This is a genomic window from Novibacillus thermophilus (assembly GCF_002005165.1).
In the GTDB taxonomy this organism is placed as follows: Bacteria; Bacillota; Bacilli; order Thermoactinomycetales; family Novibacillaceae; genus Novibacillus; species Novibacillus thermophilus.
The window spans coordinates 493,846-509,872 of the sequence record NZ_CP019699.1 but is presented as its reverse complement, the minus strand read 5'-3'; the positions used below and the strand labels follow the sequence as shown (position 1 = coordinate 509,872).

Annotated in this window: 14 protein-coding genes and 2 pseudogenes; 1 reads left to right on the top strand and 15 read right to left on the bottom strand. The window is 47.9% G+C overall.

The annotated features are described in order from the left end of the window. Positions 1-12: 12 nt before the first annotated feature. The 4 genes from B0W44_RS02605 to B0W44_RS02590 form a co-directional block, all read right to left on the bottom strand. Positions 13-552 carry a hypothetical protein gene (locus B0W44_RS02605; RefSeq protein WP_077718643.1) on the bottom strand — a complete coding sequence of 180 codons (540 nt, stop codon included), beginning with the start codon at positions 550-552 and terminating at the stop codon, positions 13-15. A gap of 27 nt (positions 553-579) precedes the next feature. Further along, entirely contained in the window at positions 580-1,374 is a 795-nt protein-coding gene (locus B0W44_RS02600; protein ID WP_169835387.1) for a carbohydrate ABC transporter permease, read from the bottom strand. Between the two features lie 35 nt (positions 1,375-1,409). After that, entirely contained in the window at positions 1,410-2,339 is a 930-nt protein-coding gene (locus B0W44_RS02595) for a carbohydrate ABC transporter permease (protein WP_077718641.1), read from the bottom strand. Positions 2,340-2,406: 67 nt separating this feature from the next. Next, the gene (locus B0W44_RS02590; protein ID WP_077718640.1) at positions 2,407-3,732 is read right to left on the bottom strand and encodes an ABC transporter substrate-binding protein; all 1,326 of its coding nucleotides are present in this window, start codon (positions 3,730-3,732) and stop codon (positions 2,407-2,409) included. 298 nt (positions 3,733-4,030) lie between these two features. Here B0W44_RS02590 and B0W44_RS02585 point away from each other — a divergent pair, with 298 nt between their 5' ends. After that, positions 4,031-5,278 carry an ROK family protein gene (locus B0W44_RS02585; protein WP_149026910.1) on the top strand — a complete coding sequence of 416 codons (1,248 nt, stop codon included), beginning with the start codon at positions 4,031-4,033 and terminating at the stop codon, positions 5,276-5,278. Here B0W44_RS02585 and B0W44_RS19020 read toward each other — a convergent pair. The 11 genes and pseudogenes from B0W44_RS19020 to B0W44_RS02535 all read right to left on the bottom strand — a co-directional run bounded on the left by B0W44_RS19020 (position 5,240) and on the right by B0W44_RS02535 (position 15,962). Next, positions 5,240-5,539, bottom strand: coding sequence for a hypothetical protein (locus B0W44_RS19020; RefSeq protein ID WP_077718638.1), 300 nt, complete (start codon positions 5,537-5,539; stop codon positions 5,240-5,242). The two genes, B0W44_RS02585 and B0W44_RS19020, sit on opposite strands and share 39 nt — an antisense overlap. Beyond that, complete coding sequence (locus B0W44_RS02575) at positions 5,527-7,071, bottom strand: tagaturonate reductase (protein ID WP_169835386.1); 1,545 nt, start codon at positions 7,069-7,071, stop codon at positions 5,527-5,529. Before B0W44_RS02575 ends, B0W44_RS19020 begins: the two co-directional genes overlap by 13 nt. 9 nt (positions 7,072-7,080) lie before the next feature. Next, on the bottom strand, positions 7,081-8,583 hold the full coding sequence (locus B0W44_RS02570) for a UxaA family hydrolase (protein WP_077718637.1): 1,503 nt from the start codon (positions 8,581-8,583) through the stop codon (positions 7,081-7,083). An 89-nt stretch (positions 8,584-8,672) separates the two neighbouring features. Then, the gene (iolB, locus tag B0W44_RS02565; protein WP_077718636.1) at positions 8,673-9,470 is read right to left on the bottom strand and encodes a 5-deoxy-glucuronate isomerase; all 798 of its coding nucleotides are present in this window, start codon (positions 9,468-9,470) and stop codon (positions 8,673-8,675) included. Positions 9,471-9,488: 18 nt separating this feature from the next. Further along, positions 9,489-10,673: pseudogene (locus B0W44_RS02560) on the bottom strand (Gfo/Idh/MocA family protein); the annotation flags it as partial. Positions 10,674-10,755: 82 nt separating this feature from the next. Beyond that, positions 10,756-11,576, bottom strand: a pseudogene (locus B0W44_RS02555) (sugar phosphate isomerase/epimerase family protein). 37 nt (positions 11,577-11,613) lie between these two features. Next, positions 11,614-11,748 (bottom strand): hypothetical protein, encoded by a 135-nt coding sequence (locus B0W44_RS18965; RefSeq protein WP_269466622.1) that lies wholly within the window; start codon positions 11,746-11,748, stop codon positions 11,614-11,616. Beyond that, positions 11,706-12,779 carry a mandelate racemase/muconate lactonizing enzyme family protein gene (locus tag B0W44_RS02550; protein WP_269466621.1) on the bottom strand — a complete coding sequence of 358 codons (1,074 nt, stop codon included), beginning with the start codon at positions 12,777-12,779 and terminating at the stop codon, positions 11,706-11,708. The genes B0W44_RS18965 and B0W44_RS02550 overlap by 43 nt, the downstream gene beginning before the upstream one ends. A gap of 122 nt (positions 12,780-12,901) precedes the next feature. After that, on the bottom strand, positions 12,902-13,744 hold the full coding sequence (locus B0W44_RS02545) for a carbohydrate ABC transporter permease (RefSeq protein WP_418304084.1): 843 nt from the start codon (positions 13,742-13,744) through the stop codon (positions 12,902-12,904). After that, entirely contained in the window at positions 13,738-14,634 is an 897-nt protein-coding gene (locus B0W44_RS02540; RefSeq protein WP_228441411.1) for a carbohydrate ABC transporter permease, read from the bottom strand. Before B0W44_RS02540 ends, B0W44_RS02545 begins: the two co-directional genes overlap by 7 nt. 41 nt (positions 14,635-14,675) lie before the next feature. Continuing rightward, positions 14,676-15,962 carry an ABC transporter substrate-binding protein gene (locus tag B0W44_RS02535; protein WP_077718634.1) on the bottom strand — a complete coding sequence of 429 codons (1,287 nt, stop codon included), beginning with the start codon at positions 15,960-15,962 and terminating at the stop codon, positions 14,676-14,678. Between the last annotated feature and the right edge of the window lie 65 nt (positions 15,963-16,027).

The following is a 16,027-nucleotide window of genomic DNA, read 5'->3' as shown; positions in this document are numbered from 1 at the left end:
TTTCATTCTTAATTATTGTTCTACGTCAATCATCGTCTTTTCCAAATCAACGCTAATTAGCGGCAAATCCCGGGATTCTGTTACAAAGAAACACCCTATTTCCCCTTCGCCAGGTTTAGTCACCTCACAATGAACGGTTCCGCCTAACACCGTAAACATTTCCGCTCCCCTTGGAGCCGGATACAAGCTGAGACAGACAAAATCTTCAGCCGACAAACTGTTTTCTCGATCTTTTGCTCTAATTTCTTCCTCAGAGAGGTAGCTTATGACTAAATACACTGGTTTAACACTTGAATCGTAGTAAGGCAACAGAAATTCTTCATTGTCCGGATGTAATCCGAGCGCCACATTATGGTTGTTTATTCCCACAGCTATCAGTTTATGTGGCCCATATTTTTCATCTGATTCATACAAGGACTCTCCCACATTTGTTCCTGCAGGCGGATTTAAGGTCAGTTCCGTAGGCCGGAACATCTGAATAAGACCTTTATCTTCCAGATGCTCCAACAGACCTTTGGAGATCGGCTGCGGTTGTAATGTAATGCGTTTCATATGCGAAACCCTCCAACCAAAATTTCGTTATTCTTTTACCGCTCCGGCAGTCATGCCTTGAACGAGATGACGCTGCAACATAATGAAAATAACGATCATAGGAAGTGTGACGATCACCGAACCCGCCATGGCATCTGCCCAAAAATATTGAAACTCACCGACATAAGTGAGCAGAAATCCTGGAGCAATCGTCCTCATGTCCTGACTACTCGTTAAACTTAGGGCAAACAACAAGTTGTTCCACGAGTTAAGAAACGAGTAAACGCCTACCGCAATGATCCCCGGTCGAGTTAGGGGGAGAATCACCTTGAAAAGCGTCCCAAAACGCCCTGATCCGTCAACCATTGCAGCCTCTTCAAGGTCTCGTGGAATCGTGTTGAAAAATCCCTCCATCATCCAAATCGCAAAGGGAAGAGAAAAGGACGTAAATGCCAATATTAACCCCAAATAAGTGTCTAACAGGTTTAATTGATTAAAGAGTACATATATGCCAACGACGATTAGAGTTAGAGGAAACATTTGTGACGCAAGGATCACGATAAACAGTGGGCCTTTGCCTGGAAACTGAAAACGACTAAAAGCATATCCAGCGAACACTGCTACGACAATACTCAACAAAGTTGTCGCTAAAGAAACGATCAGCGTATTGACAAAATAAGTTAAAAAACCAGTCCGATCTTGTAATTGGTTGATGTAGCTCATGAGGGAAGGTTCAGACGGAAACAATTCAGGCGGAATTTGAAAAGCCGCTTCATTCGGCTTTATCGATGTCACCACCATCCAGTAGATCGGCAAGAAGATAAAGAGCAAAATAATTGCCAAGGCAACGAAAAGGCCTACTCTCTTGAACCCCGTAATCACTGATGATCTGCTCCTTTCAGTGCCCGAATGTAAAACGATGAAAAACTCAGAAGTATCGCAAGCCACACCATACCGATGGCAGCAGCGTAACCAACATCCAGGCCTACAAACGCATTTCGGTATACATAGACGGAAAGCGTCATTGTCGCATTGACGGGTCCACCTTGAGTAGTCGTCCATATGAGATCAAAGTTATTAAAATTCCAAATGACCATTAAACTCGTCACAATCATCAAAACTCCGCGAATGTTAGGCAGTGTCACATAAAAAAACCTCTGAATGCTTGAAGCACCGTCTATCATTGCCGCCTCGTGCTGATGTCGAGGCACTGTCTGTAAACCGGCTAAAATCATTAACATGTAAAAGGGAGTTTGGTTCCAAATATTTGCAATAATTTCTGCCCACAAAGCGTATTCAGTTGACCCAAACCAGTCAATAAACTGGTCTGCAAGGCCCAACTGGACGAGCACCCAATTGACAATTCCAGCTTGTGAATTGAACATGTAGAGCACGAGAAGGGCAACGACGACGCCCGGCACAACCCAAGGGATGAGAGCAATCCCTCTAAAAAAATTGCGAAACGGAATGTTTTCATTAAGTATGAGTGCCAATGCCATCCCGATGATTAAACCACCTGCTACTGAGCAACCGACAAAGATTACGGTGTTTTTTAGGGCGACCCAAAACACACTATCCTGAATAATTTTTTTAAAGTTATCCAGTCCAACGAATAGTGCGCCTTCAATGTTCAGCATGTTTGCATTAGAAAAGCTCAATAACAGAGATTGTACAAGCGGATAAAAAATCACTAACACTAAAATCGCAAGAGATGGGAGAATTAAGCCCCAGGCGAACAACACTTCATTTCGACGTTTCTTCGAACGATATGCTTGGAAATGAGAAAACCTTCTTTCAGTTTTTTCCATCTACAATCTCCTCCAAAATGATGGCGAGATGCCGGCGTTAATGTAGCCGACATCTGCCATTCACTCTCTACTGTCCATATATGCCACTCAGTTGTTCGTCTGTTTCGCGAACAATGTCTTCAATGGGCTTATCTGACAAAGCTGCTTCTTGCATCGCTTGTATCACGAGTTGCTGCGCCTGACCATACTCTGGACCGTACGGACCACCTACCATAGTTGAGAAAATTTCGTTTATATACGCCTGACTGACAGGATCAGACAGTTGCTCATTGTCCTGAACGGACGACTTTAACGGCGGAATAACACCGTACGGTATCTGGTAATCGTTAATAGACGTTTCACTCGATGTAAGGAACTTAACAAATTCCCATGCAATTTCTTGGTGTTCTGATTCCGCAGAGATGCCGAGCTGGTGCAGATCCGCCAACGTTTCTGACTTGCCGTTATCCCCTACTGGGACGGTCGTTACACCAAATTTTTCGTAAAAGGCATCTCCCTCAAGCTCAGGATTTAAACTCCGCAAAATACCGACCAGGTACGGACCGTCCATTTGAAAAACGATATTATCTTTTGCCATCAGTTCACGTAACTCTTTAATTTGAAGCCCAGTCGGGGTGTATTCATTTTTGACGGCTTGACGCATCCACTCTAAAGCATTTTTGACTTCAGCAGTATTAAAGTTAGATTCGTCATTGTAGAGGGGACGAGCGTCAAAAGCGTAAAACCACGGCCAAAAATGGACGAGAGCATAGTCGATTTTCGATGTATCAAGTCCTATGGGGTAAACACCATCTGGACCCAATTTGTCCTTTATCTGTGCCATCGCTTCATTCAACTCGTCCATCGTCTTCGGGGGATTTTCAGGATCCAGGCCAGCTTTCTCCATTAAATCTTTGTTATACCAAAAAGCATGTGGTGACAATCCAAACGGTACAGCATACAGTTGATCTTTGTACTTCCCAGCATCCAACGCTCCTGGCCAATTGTCATTCAAATAATCTTCACCCGCGATCTCAGTGAGGTCCAAGAGCGCCCCTTGAGCACCGAGTTCCTGGGACCACGGTCCATTTAACATCATCACATCAGGCGGGTTACCCCCTGCTGTCATCGTTAGAAGCTGCTGTCTCATCTGATCAAATGGGATAGCAACGTTTTCTACCGTGACATTCGGGTGTTCTTGTTCAAACGCTTCAATCACTTTAGAAACATTTTCCTTTGTCGCATCTTCAGCGGATACCCAGTTTGCAAACTTGATAGTGACCTGTTCCTCGTCAGCGGATTGAGAATTTGAACTGCTCTCGTCAGTCGTCTGTCCACTGCCGCACGCAGCTATTACGAAGCTAAGTGCCAAAATGAGAGAAAGACTGACATAGAAATATTTAGTTTTCCTCATCGCTTTTCCTCCCTTTGTTTGATAGATTTTATTATGATTTACCCCTTAACAATCCATTAAGATAGTAGATGAGATTGTCAGAGGAAATCATCACAATCCAAAAATAAGATCAGTGTTGAAAATGCTTTCTTGATAAAGTACTGTATTTATTTTATTTAACTTACTTTAATAAGTCAACAGTGAAAGTGGATTTGATCTAAGATAGTAATTTATAGCAACTTCACCGCAAGGTGTTGCAACTAACTTTTTTATTAATTAAAATTAGTTTAGATAAATATGCAAGGGCGGGAGTAATCATTTGAACACTAAAAAAATTAGCAGGAATATGATGCGCCAATTCAATCAAAAATTAATACTGAGAGTGTTAAAAGATCACGGACCTCTATCAAAGACCCAGCTGTCACACATCACGCAGTTAACGATACCGGCGATTAGCGACATATTGGAAGAGTTGAGTTATTACAATTTAATCGAAGATTACGGCCAAACTCCAATTAAGAGAGGCCGTTTTCCCATTTTACAAAAGCTGAATGCTGATGCCTATAAGATAGTAGGCATCACCATTGAATCAGAAACTATCGAGACCGCTATTGTGAATTTAAACGGCGACATCTTCGAGTCTGTGACGGTCCCCCTTCCCACACTGAAAACGCCTGAATCAGTCGTGAATGAGGTCTATCGATCCGTACACATTATGTTCGAGAGATCGAACCTTTCCAGAGGGGATCTGATCGGGGCAGGGTTGGGTATGCACGGAATTGTTGATCCCGTAAAAGGGATATCGATCTATCCTCCACACCTTAACTGGGGTAATGTTCCCATCGCTAAACTCCTTGAAGATAAACTAAAGTTACCTGTTAAAGTGGACAACGATTGTAATACGAAAGCTTTAGCGGAACGGTGGTTTGGTGAAGGAAAAGATGTGGAATCTTTTATCATTGTAAACATTGACTACGGTATCGGAGCGGGCATTATGCTCAGGGACCAGTTATTTTATGGAGGAAACTATGGGGCTGGTCAAATTGGTCACACTGTCGTCAAGGATGACGGGCCCCTTTGTTCCTGTGGCAACTACGGCTGCTTAGAAGCGATCGCAAGTGAACCTGCTTTGCTGAAGGAAGTCGTGATAAAGGTAAAAAAAGGATTCCCCACAAAAATACTTGAATTGGCGGGAAGTCCCGAAAACATTTCCATCGAGCATTTGTACGAAGCCGCAAAGTTAAATGACCGCATGGCCGTACAGTTATTAGAGTCAGCTGGTCGCTTTAGCGGAATCGCCATTTCGACACTTGTGAATCTGTTTAATCCCCAGCGAGTATTTATAACGGGCGGAATACTAAAGGGGGGTAAACACGTGTTGACACCTCTTTACGAATCGGTAAAACAGCATTCTTTAAAACCAAACATCAAAGATTTGAACGTGACTCCGTCAAAGTTAGGGGAGGCAGCAAATGTGCTCGGAGCGACCACATTGTGGATCAATGAGCTCTTTAGCGGAAACACACCTTTAGAGAAGGTACTCGACAAACGCGTGGTTCAGGACTAATTTGGACTCGCGCCATGAATGTAGTGTGACGACGCGCTGTTCATACAACTGTACAGCCACTTCCCTTCTTCTAACCCGGGCAGCACAATGTCCGACTGGGAAATGAAGCGGCGCGCAGCCCGCTTTTTTTCCCAGTCGGGCCAGTCCGATGGCCACGTTACTTTCGGCGCCTCCCAGTCCGCGGGAAAAGGTGTGGGCGGAGCGGGCCTGTTGTCGTGGAGGGAGCAGTCCCATCGATTCCCCTAACGTCACGACGTCCATGTTGTTCCGTTCCCTTTCTCCTCTATTATTTGTTTGACCGCTTGCTTCACACCTGTCCTTTCAATCTTACGCAAGTTGTCGTGAACCGCTTGTGAAAGGCCTGGAAGTTCATTCAAGTCGGTTCCCCATACCGTCCGATTCCCTAGAACTTTTTGGACGAACAGGGACAAATCCGTTTTTCCGTTTTTATAATCCTCCCAAACGTTGTAGAAAAAGCGAATGACTTCTCCACCATCCCGAATGCGGTATTCTTCTTCTCCGCGGGAACCGATGAGGTGTGCCTCCTCTAAGCGAACCGGGTGGTAGTAGGCAATGAGAGCCGCCAGCGAAAAGACGGTCACGTCAGGTAAGGTGTTCCGGTGCCGCACCCAATCTGCAAGTGTCGGCAGCAACCTCGTTCTAAATTTGTTCGTCGCGTTCATCCCGATGTCGACGAGAAAATGGGCATTAAACGGGTTGGAAAACCTCTCTAACACCGTGTCGGCAAAGGACGTCTTTCGTTCCGCCTCTATGTTGAGGGACGGAAGGACCTCCTCGTAAATGCCCTGCCGTACGAACTGTTTCAAGAGGTCGTCGTCCATAACGTCGCGCACGGTATTGGCCCCTGATAGGTAGCCCACGGCAAACATCATCGTATGGGCACCGTTGAGAATGCGCACTTTTAAATCCCGCAACACATCGAACGCCCCCCATGACACATTCAGCCCGATTTCGTGAAAAGGGAGCGCCTGTTGAACGGGCCCATCGGCGTCAATGGCAAACAAGTGGTACGGTTCCCCAACGGTCAGCAGTTCATCATAATATCCGAGCCGCTCGTGTAACACCGCCGCATCGTCGGGATACCCCGTCACGATACGGTCGACGAGCGTGTTACAAAAACGGTTGTGGGCTTGAATCCAATGTATGAAGTCTTCTGGGAAATTCCAATCTTGGGCGATCTGCAACACAATGTCGCGCAACGTGTCGCCATTGTCTTCGACGAGTTCACAAGGTATGACGGTCATGCCGGCTTCCGGGTCTCCATCAAAGGCACGGTAGCGGTGATACAAAAATGCCGTCAGTTTACCCGGAAACGACTGGGGCGAAGATCCACGATAGTCCTCTCTCAGATACGTGAGGCCAGCCTCCGTCGTATTGGAGAAAACGAACTGAGCCTCCTTGTTTTCCGCGACTTTCAACACTTCCTGCCAATCGGTGTACGGATTGACACCTCTGCTAACGGAGGAAATGATTTCATAAGTTTCGACGACGTCACCATTCACCACTCCCCGCAGGACCACCGTGTACAACCCGTCTTGTTTATTTAACTTTGGCACAACCTTGCCAAAAGGAGTCGGTTGAACGGCCACAATGCGACCGCTGAACTTACCGGCACGGTTCAACTGGTGGATCATCCAGTCGACAAACCCCCGCAAAAAATTCCCCTCCCCGAACTGGATGACGCGTTCCGGAAGATCTGTCTGGCACTCGACTATAACGTCTTTCGGCAGTTCTGCTCGTTTAAGCAATTGTCGGTTCAGTCTTTTCAACATCATTTCCTCCTACAGTATGACACCGTCTTTAAATATCGCGATCTCTTTAAACCCGTGCTCTTCGTTTTTCGTTTGCACTTCGCCCGAAGCCACTTTTGTCACGTATTCAAACAGACGGTTTGACAACGCATCCATGCGGGTACCCTCGATTAAACTGCCGGCATTGAAGTCGATCCAATTCCTCTTTTTGTCGTAAAGGTGGGTATTCGTTGAAATTTTTACCGTCGGTACCGGCCCGCCAAAGGGAGTTCCCCTTCCGGTCGTAAAGAGTACGATGTGGGCACCAGCAGCGGCTAGTGCCGTCACGGAAACTAAATCGTTTCCAGGCCCCTGCACAAGATTTAACCCTTTTTCCTTGACGCGTTCACCATATCTTAACACGCCGGCCACTTGAGCCGTACCGCCTTTTTGGACGCAGCCCAGCGATTTCTCTTCGAGGGTCGTAATCCCGCCATCCTTGTTACCCGGTGAAGGATTTTCGTAAATTTCTTGACCGTGTTTGATAAAGTAGTCCTTAAATCCGTCAATGAGGCGGACGATGTCGGTAAACACGTCTTCGTTGACGGCACGGTTCATCAAAATCGTCTCGGCTCCAAACATTTCCGGCACTTCCGTTAACACTGTCGTTCCGCCGGCAGAAACTAACATGTCGGAGTATTGGCCGACTAACGGATTGGCGGTGATGCCGGAAAACCCGTCCGATCCGCCGCATTTTAACCCAACTTTCAACTCAGAAATCGGCACAGGCTCCCGTGTAAACGAAGCGGCGTAGTCGACCAATTCTTCAATCAAGGCCATCCCTGCTTCAAGTTCATCATCCACTTCTTGACTGACTAAAAACTTGACGCTCTCAGAATCGTATTCACCGAGCGCGCGTTTAAACGCATCGACGTGGTTATTCTCACAGCCGAGCCCCAAGACGAGGACGCCGGCTGCGTTTGGATGCTGGACGAGATTGCTTAACACTTTTTGTGTATTTTGGAGATCATCTCCCAACTGCGAACAGCCATACGGATGTGGAAAATGGTAGACCCCGTCAATATTGGCGCCCTTGAACGTCTCATTGGCCATTTTCGCCAAAACTTCTGCCGTTTTGTTAATGCAACCGACGGTGTTGATGATCCATATTTCGTTTCGGATCCCGACGTCTCCGTTTTTCCTCACATAGCCTGCGAACGTTTCATTCGGTACGCGACGCTTAAGATTTTTTTTCGGAAGAGGTTGAAACGTGTAGGTTAAATGGCCTTCCAACTTTGTTTTGACGTTGTGCGTGTGCACCCATTCGCCGGGTTCGATTTTTTGGGTCGCTGCGCCGATGGAATAGCCGTATTTTAGGACATCCTCACCAGGATGAACGGTTTTGACAGCAACCTTGTGCCCGAACGGAACGTCTTCTCTGACTGTGACGCAGTGCCCGTTGACCTCCACTGTGTCACCTTTCGCTAAATCTCTCAGCGCGACACACACGGAGTCATCAGGCTGTATGACGGTGAAAACAGGTTCGTCTGTCACAAGGCATCCTCCTCGTCGTTAGAGTACAAAAAAACCCAAAGTAAACGAAACAGTGTTTACTTTGGAATGCCGTGTCACGTCCCTCAAAACTACTCCATTAACCATTTGTGTTCTGGATCGTCGTAGAGCTTATACGTCCTTCCCTCTCCTGCTAAAAACCACAAGTAATAGATTTTGTACCCGCCTGCGGCGATAACGGGATGATACCCTTGATCAATGGCAAAACTGTCCCCGTGTCTGACGATGTAGGCTTCGTCGATGCTTCGGTCCTGGTTGTACCGTAATTGAACGCCGAATCCTTGTTCAGGGGATAGCTGATAATGGTAGATCTCTTCTAGTTTTGACTCTTCAGGGAGGTGATCGCGATCATGTTTGTGCGGCGGATAACTCGACCAGTTCCCAGGCTCGTTGAATGTTTCCCCGATCATAATGCGTTGCACGCGGCCTTCTCCGTTATCCGTAATAATGTCGTGCACTTCACGTTTCCAGGAGTCTTTGCCGCGGTGGTGGACGATGACGTCTTCCGGTTTCACGACAAACGGTTCGTACCGCTCGGAAGCTTTCGCTTTGCAAACAGCCAGGACTGCTTCTGTCCTTGCCTTTATCTCATACTGAGATCGGCACGGCACGTAGACCGCTGTCGCCTTTCCGTCAAACACGTTCTTTCTGCCGCCCAGTTCAGTATAGTGCTGATCTCCGCTGGAAAAATCAACGACACCAGACAAGATGACGAGAACGGCTTCATTGCCACCCGTCTCGCCACAGTATGTCTGCTGAGATTGAAGCGACAATTTGCCGAGCGACAGGTAGTCGAGGCGTGCATCTTCCTCGCTAATAATCTCTTGATAACCTTCTCCTTCTACAGCTTTCACCAGACGGTCTGTCATGTGTCGACCTCCCTCTCCTCATTCAATCATTCTCTTGTACAGTGCGTTACTTGACAGATTCACTTCTCGCCCCCTGCGGGCCCAGTCACACCCGAGTTCGTGCGGCATCTTCCACTCTGCATAACATTGCTTGAACGCCTCGACGAGCCCATCCACCCAAACGATGCGATCTGCTCCATCGTATCGAATCACGTCTTCGGCAAATGATACCGGTTGTGGAACCGATTCGTGCACACCGTGGATGCACAACGTCTGAGCGGAGGCCGTCTCCAATCCGCACGGGACGAACGGTTCGTCCTTCTGAACCGCCTCCAGGGCGACATCTATTTTGTGGAATGGATTGTCGAAAGGAGAACCGTAATGGACTTCTCTCCCGTCCCGGTAAACCGCTGTAATTTCATCTTGCTTGCCATTTTTTTGAAAACGGTTTTGCTCATCGCGAAAGTGGATGACGGCCTCCTCGAACTCGTACTCGAACACCGGCCCGTACACGTCACGTGTGTGAACGGCATGTGACGCGAGAAAGAGAAGTTCTGTCCCCCGCTCGGTGTACGCGCGGATGGCAGCCGTATCGAAATTTTCAATGCGGTTCGCCCTGTACGTCTCCGCAATGACGTATTGTGGTAAAGCGCTTTTTTCCAACGATTCCCCCAGTACGTAAAACATGTTTTGCAAGAAGTGGGCCGTCGCGTTGGCCGCCACACTGTCAAGCACCCATCTACCGGATGCGTCCTTTATCTTGCCTGCCCACCCTCTGGCGTAATAGTCGTCGTTACGTGGCCACAGCACAACCGTTTTAAGCCGCAAAGGCTTCCCAAACTTTCCTTGCAGTATATCTTTTTTTAACGCTTGGATGGCGTCTGAGAATGCCCATTGGTAACCGATCAGAACGTTTCGCCGATAGGCGTCCCGACAATCGATCATTTTCATGACTTCTTCAACCGTGGCAGCTGTCGGTTTTTCACACAGCACATGGCTGCCGTGTTTTAAGGAAAGGCACGTTTGTTCGCAGTGGTATTGGATCGGCGACGAAATGTTCACGAGGTCTGCACTCTTCTCACGGTAAAACGCATCCAGCGAAGAAAAGTACGGAATCCCCAAACGCTCCATGTCTTTCTTCGTTTCCCCTTCCGGGGCGCTGCGGTTCACTGCCCCTACGATGCGCACCTTCCCCTGTTCCGCCCTTTGGACGTACTCTCGAAAAAATTGGGCTCCGTACCCCTGAGCCCTATTAAAACAACATCCACCATCATGACCACACCTTCAAAAAACTTCTTTAGGGCTATCAAACGTGCTCCAAATAGCGCTCTTTCATCAAAGAAAGTACCTCGTCTCCCGGTGTACTCCAAATTTTTTCGTTAAAGATTTCAACTTCGATGGGACCGTCGTAACCCGCTTCTTCTACTGCCTGACGAATTCGCCGAATTTCTATCACCCCATCTCCCATCATGCCGCGTCCCTTTAATAAATCGGGTGTCGGCACAATCCAGTCTGAAACGTGAAAACCTAAAATGCGCCCTTCCGCCCTCCGAATGTGTGTGTACAGCTCCGGGTCCCACCAGACGTGGAACACATCGACAATGACGCCTACCTGGTCAGGCGTGAATTTTTCAGCCAATGTCAAAGCCTCACTTAACGTGACGATGACGGATCGTTCCGCCGCATACATCGGATGGAGCGGTTCAATTCCCAGTTTGACCCCCTTTCTTCGGCGTACGGCACGAGTTCTGCGATTCCTTCTTCCACCATTTTCCTGCCTTCCGAAATGTCGCGGTCGGCAGCTGGCCCGCAAACGAGCACGAGCACTTCTGCCTCTAATTCAGCTGCTTCGTCTACCGCTCGTCGGTTGTCTTCCAGGGCTTCTCTGCGTTTAGCATCTGTCGCCGCCGGAAACATGCCGCCGCGGCAAATGCTGGACACACGGAGCCCCGCTTCGCGAATGAGCTTTTTGCTTTCAGAAAGTCCGATCTCCGCGATTTTATGACGCCACGGAGCGATCCACGGAACGCCAGCCTGGACGCAACCTTCGACGGCCTCCCGCAAATTCCACTGCTCTGTCGTCATTTGATTTAAACTTAACCGTTCAAACGAAGTGAGCTGATGCATGAAACTCCCCCTGTGTCACGAGCCCCATACGTCTGGATTAATGGGCGACAGAACGCAACAAAGTGTACAGATCGCTTTTAGCTTCAAAGCCGACACCCGGGACATCGGGCAAGCGGACGTATCCGTTCTCTACCGGAATGTCGTCTGCAAACCCGCCGAACGGCTCGAACACCCCGGGGTACGACTCATTTCCCCGAGTCCGAGACCGGCGGCGATGTTAAGGGACAATTGGTGCCCGCCGTGTGGGATGCACTGCCGCGGGGACCAGCCCTCATCTTTCAACATTTCGAGAATTCGCATGTACTCCACCAACCCGTAACTCAGCGCACAATCAAATTGCAAAATGTCCCGGGCCGGCCGCATCCCGCCGTAACGGATGAGGTTGCGTGCGTCTTGAACGGAAAAAAGATTTTCCCCTGTCGCTGTAGCCCCGCTGTAATGCTTGACTAACATTGCCTGAAGTTCGTAATCGAGAGGATCTCCAGCCTCTTCGTACCAGCGGAGGTTATAAGGTTCCAGCTTTTCAGCGTACTGCAAAGCTGTTTCCAAATCGAAACGCCCGTTCGCGTCTACCGCCAGCGACTGGCCGTCTGGCACCACCTCGAGCACCGCCTCGATGCGCCGCAAATCGTCTTCCAGCGGCGCTCCGCCAATCTTCATCTTGACTACGGTATACCCGAGCTCAAGGTAGCGTTTCATCTCTTCCTGGAGTTGTTTTAAGTCTTTACCGGGCTGATAGTATCCTCCTGCTGCGTACACAAAAACTTTGTCATCCACTTCACCGCTCCTGTAGCGTTCAGCCAGCACCTGATACAGCGGTTTTTCCTCGATCTTCGCGACAATGTCCCAAACCGCCATATCCAGCACGCCGACAGCCACAGACCTCTCTCCGTGCCCTCCCGGCTTCTCTCCGGTCATTAAAACGTCCCAAATGCGGTGTGGATCTAAATTTGTACCGTCATCGTTTAAAATGTCATCCGCATCTGCCTCTAGAAGCCTTGGAATGAAACGTTCCCGAAGCAGTCCCGTCGGGGCGTAACGCCCGTTTGAATTAAATCCGTAACCGACGACTCTCTTTCCGTTCTTCGTGACGTCCGTGACGATGGCCACGACCGAACACGTCATTTTACCGAAGTCTATATAGGCATTGCGGATATTGGACTGAATGGGCACGGTTCTTTCCACAATATCGACGATTTTCATTTTACGACCCTCTCCCTGCGACTTCCCTACTTCCAATCTAACTCATGACCTTTTTGAAATCTTATGAGTCCAGGAAATAAATTCTCAATTTTGGAACCTACTCAGTAAGAACACGTTCTGTCTCATCTTTTTATTCCTGTCGTGGCAATCCCCTCTACAATGTGTCGCTGGAAAAAGAAAAAAAGGACGACGATGGGCAACAGAGACAAAACAGACATGGCAAACACTGAACCCCAGGAAGACTCGCCCTGAGCGTCTAAAAACAACCTCAACCCTAGCGGCACGGTAAAGTTGTGGACCGAGTTTATATAAATAATCTGACTGAAAAAATCATCCCACGTCCAAATAAACGTAAAAATAGCGGTCGTCAGCAATGCGGGAGACGCTAGCGGCAAAATAATCTTGTAGTAGATTTTAATGGGGCCGCACCCGTCAATGATTGCACTGTCATCTAATTCTTTTGGGATCCCCCTGAAAAATTGAACCATTAAAAAAATAAAAAAGGCGTCGGTTGCAAGAAATTTTGGAACGGTTAAAGGTAAGAACGTGTCAATCCAATCCAACTGATAAAAAATAGCGTACTGAGGGATCAACGTAACGTGCGTCGGCAACATAATCGTCATTAACATTAAAGCAAATAAGAGCCTTTTGAGCGGAAAGTCCATTCTCGCAAAGGCGTAAGCTGCCATTGAACACGTCACGAGATTCCCGATGACAGCTAAAAGGCTGATAATAAACGAGTTTTTAAAAAAAATCCCAAACGTCGCATCTCGAACGACATGCCAGCCCTTCACATAATGTTCCAACGTGATCTCCTTTGGCCACAACCCCGGATCGGAAAAAATCAAGTATTCGGGCTTCAACGAACTCAAAAACATCCACGCGACCGGGTAAATCATCAGTAATCCGAAAGCGAGTAAAAACAGGTGCAATACCAGTCTTTGACCTTTCGCAAACGTCACGATGATCTCCCCTCATACTCATAGTAAACCCAATATTTAGAAGACAAGAATATGATGAAGGTCAACAGCGCCAACACGACCAGCAACAGCCATGCCATGGCAGAGGCATAGCCCATGTCAAAAAAGGAAAACCCTTTTAGATAGAGGTACAGTGTGTAAAATAACGTTGAGTTGGCAGGTCCACCCGTTCCTTCGCTGACGACGTAAGCGGACGTAAAAGCCTGCAAAGACTTGATTAAAACCATGACCAAATTAAAGAGAATGACAGGAGATAACAGCGGAAGCGTAATGTCCTTAAATTTCATGAAGCCATTCGCTCCATCTACAGCGGCCGCTTCGTACAACTCAGGCGGTATTTGCTTTAGTCCCGCAAGAAAAATGACCATAGAAGACCCAAATTGCCACGCCGACAAAAGGATGAGGGTGTAGATCGCATAGTCCGGGTGGGAGACCCATCCCCTCCCCTGAACGCCAAATAGCGATAAGAAATCGTTCACAATACCGTCCGTACCGAATATGTTCTTCCACAGTAACGCGATGGCCACACTCCCGCCCAGCAAAGAGGGAATGTAGTAAATTGTTCGGTAAAACCCGATCCCGCTCAAGCCTTTATTCAACAAGAGTGCGACCGACAACGCGACTAACAACTGTAAAGGAACGCCAATCAATACAAACACTGCGGTCACTTTAACAGAACTGATAAAGTCGCTGTCTCGGAACATGTCCGTATAGTTCTGCAGGCCAATCCACTCCGGTGGCGTTAACAATCGGTACTCCGTAAATGACAAATAGAGGGAACTGATCATCGGCCCCAAAACGAGGCCGAAAAAGCCAACAAACCACGGCAACAAGAAGAGATAGGCAATGATGTAATGTTTTTTTGTGTGGCTCACTTCCTCCTGACACCTCTCTCCTCAAAAGGGATAGCACAACGTTAATTTGCTGCATCCAAGACTTCATTCAATTCTTGCCAATAACGCTCTGCTCCTTCTTGAACTGACAGTTGCCCAAAAGCAATTTGCTCACTCATCTTTTTGAACAACGCTTCCGTCTCATTATAGGCTGGCAGATTGGGGACGTAAGGGGAATCTGAAGTGCGACTGACCCAATCCACATACGCATAGACCACTTTATCGATTTCACTCGCTTCAGACATCAACTGACTCCTTACTTCCGAATTGACAGGCACCCCTCTGTCGCTTCCCAGTATGGCTGTAGCTTCTTCATCGTTCACCATGAAGTCGAGAAATTTTGCGACTTCTTCTGGGTGCTTCGTCTCAGAATAACCTGCCAAAAATTGACTCGGTCTGATGGAAACGCCGCTTCTCCCAAGATCGCCGTACGGGTGACTGTGAAAGACAAACTCGTCTTGAGAAGCATTCGTAAACGCCCCGTATTGATTACTGGGGATGAGCTGCATCGCCACTTGACCGGCTACAATCATCGATTGTTCAGGTGTAGTCGATGAAGCTGCCTGAATGTCAGGCGGCACGACTGCTCCGCTGTTCCGAAAGTCTTCCCAAAGGGTGAACCAGTCTTCCACATCCTCCTGTTCGAAACCGAGTTCTCCGTTTTCATGCAGCACTTTACCTTTTTGATCGATAAAGATTCCAAAGCCGTTGTGATCAAAATACTCTGTTCCGTACGCTCCATCTAAAGAATCGCTTAATGTGACGGCAATCTCTTTAAAATCTTCCCACGTCCACTCATCATCAGGTATGTCAACCCTGGCTCTGTCAAATAGCGTTTTGTTTAAAAGTACTCCCCAGGCGTTTGTCCCTAACGTGACGCCGTAAAACTTTCCGTCAAACGTTGCAGCCTCAATCATACTCTGGTCATGTTGACTTACATCTATTTCATTGCCCACATAATCATCCAGAGGCAATACAACCCCTTTTGACACGTAATCGTTCAAATTTCCCCCGTACTGAATGATGTCCGGTGCATCTCCAGACGCAAATTGGGTGGACAGTTTTTCAAAATATCCGTCAAGGCCTGAGTATTCCGGCACAATCTTGACGTGGGGGTTCCTTTCTTCGTATAGTTCTATCACCTGCAGCGTCCGGTCGTGCCTTTCTTGCCCGCCCCACCAGGCCATTCGCAGTTCAACCGTATCGTCTTCTGCGGTTTCACTGCTTGAAGATACGTCCTCATCGTTGCTACAGGCACACAATAACAACACGAGCAACACCAGATGACAGAGTAATACAACTTTTTTCACGATCGCGGCCTCCTTGCTCAACCCTTGTGTTTTTTTTAGACACCCCTTTAAAAAAATTGTAAAAT

What these genes read in the sequence shown, in the direction of transcription:
- B0W44_RS02590 (WP_077718640.1), bottom strand. Translation starts at nt 3,732, where the DNA reads ATGAGGAAAACTAAATATTTCTATGTCAGTCTTTCTCTCATTTTGGCA.
- B0W44_RS02550 (WP_269466621.1), bottom strand. Translation starts at nt 12,779, where the DNA reads ATGAAAATCGTCGATATTGTGGAAAGAACCGTGCCCATTCAGTCCAAT.
- iolB (WP_077718636.1), bottom strand. Translation starts at nt 9,470, where the DNA reads ATGACAGACCGTCTGGTGAAAGCTGTAGAAGGAGAAGGTTATCAAGAG.
- B0W44_RS02575 (WP_169835386.1), bottom strand. Translation starts at nt 7,071, where the DNA reads ATGTTGAAAAGACTGAACCGACAATTGCTTAAACGAGCAGAACTGCCG.
- B0W44_RS02605 (WP_077718643.1), bottom strand. Translation starts at nt 552, where the DNA reads ATGAAACGCATTACATTACAACCGCAGCCGATCTCCAAAGGTCTGTTG.
- B0W44_RS02595 (WP_077718641.1), bottom strand. Translation starts at nt 2,339, where the DNA reads ATGGAAAAAACTGAAAGAAGGTTTTCTCATTTCCAAGCATATCGTTCG.
- B0W44_RS19020 (WP_077718638.1), bottom strand. Translation starts at nt 5,539, where the DNA reads ATGGACGTCGTGACGTTAGGGGAATCGATGGGACTGCTCCCTCCACGA.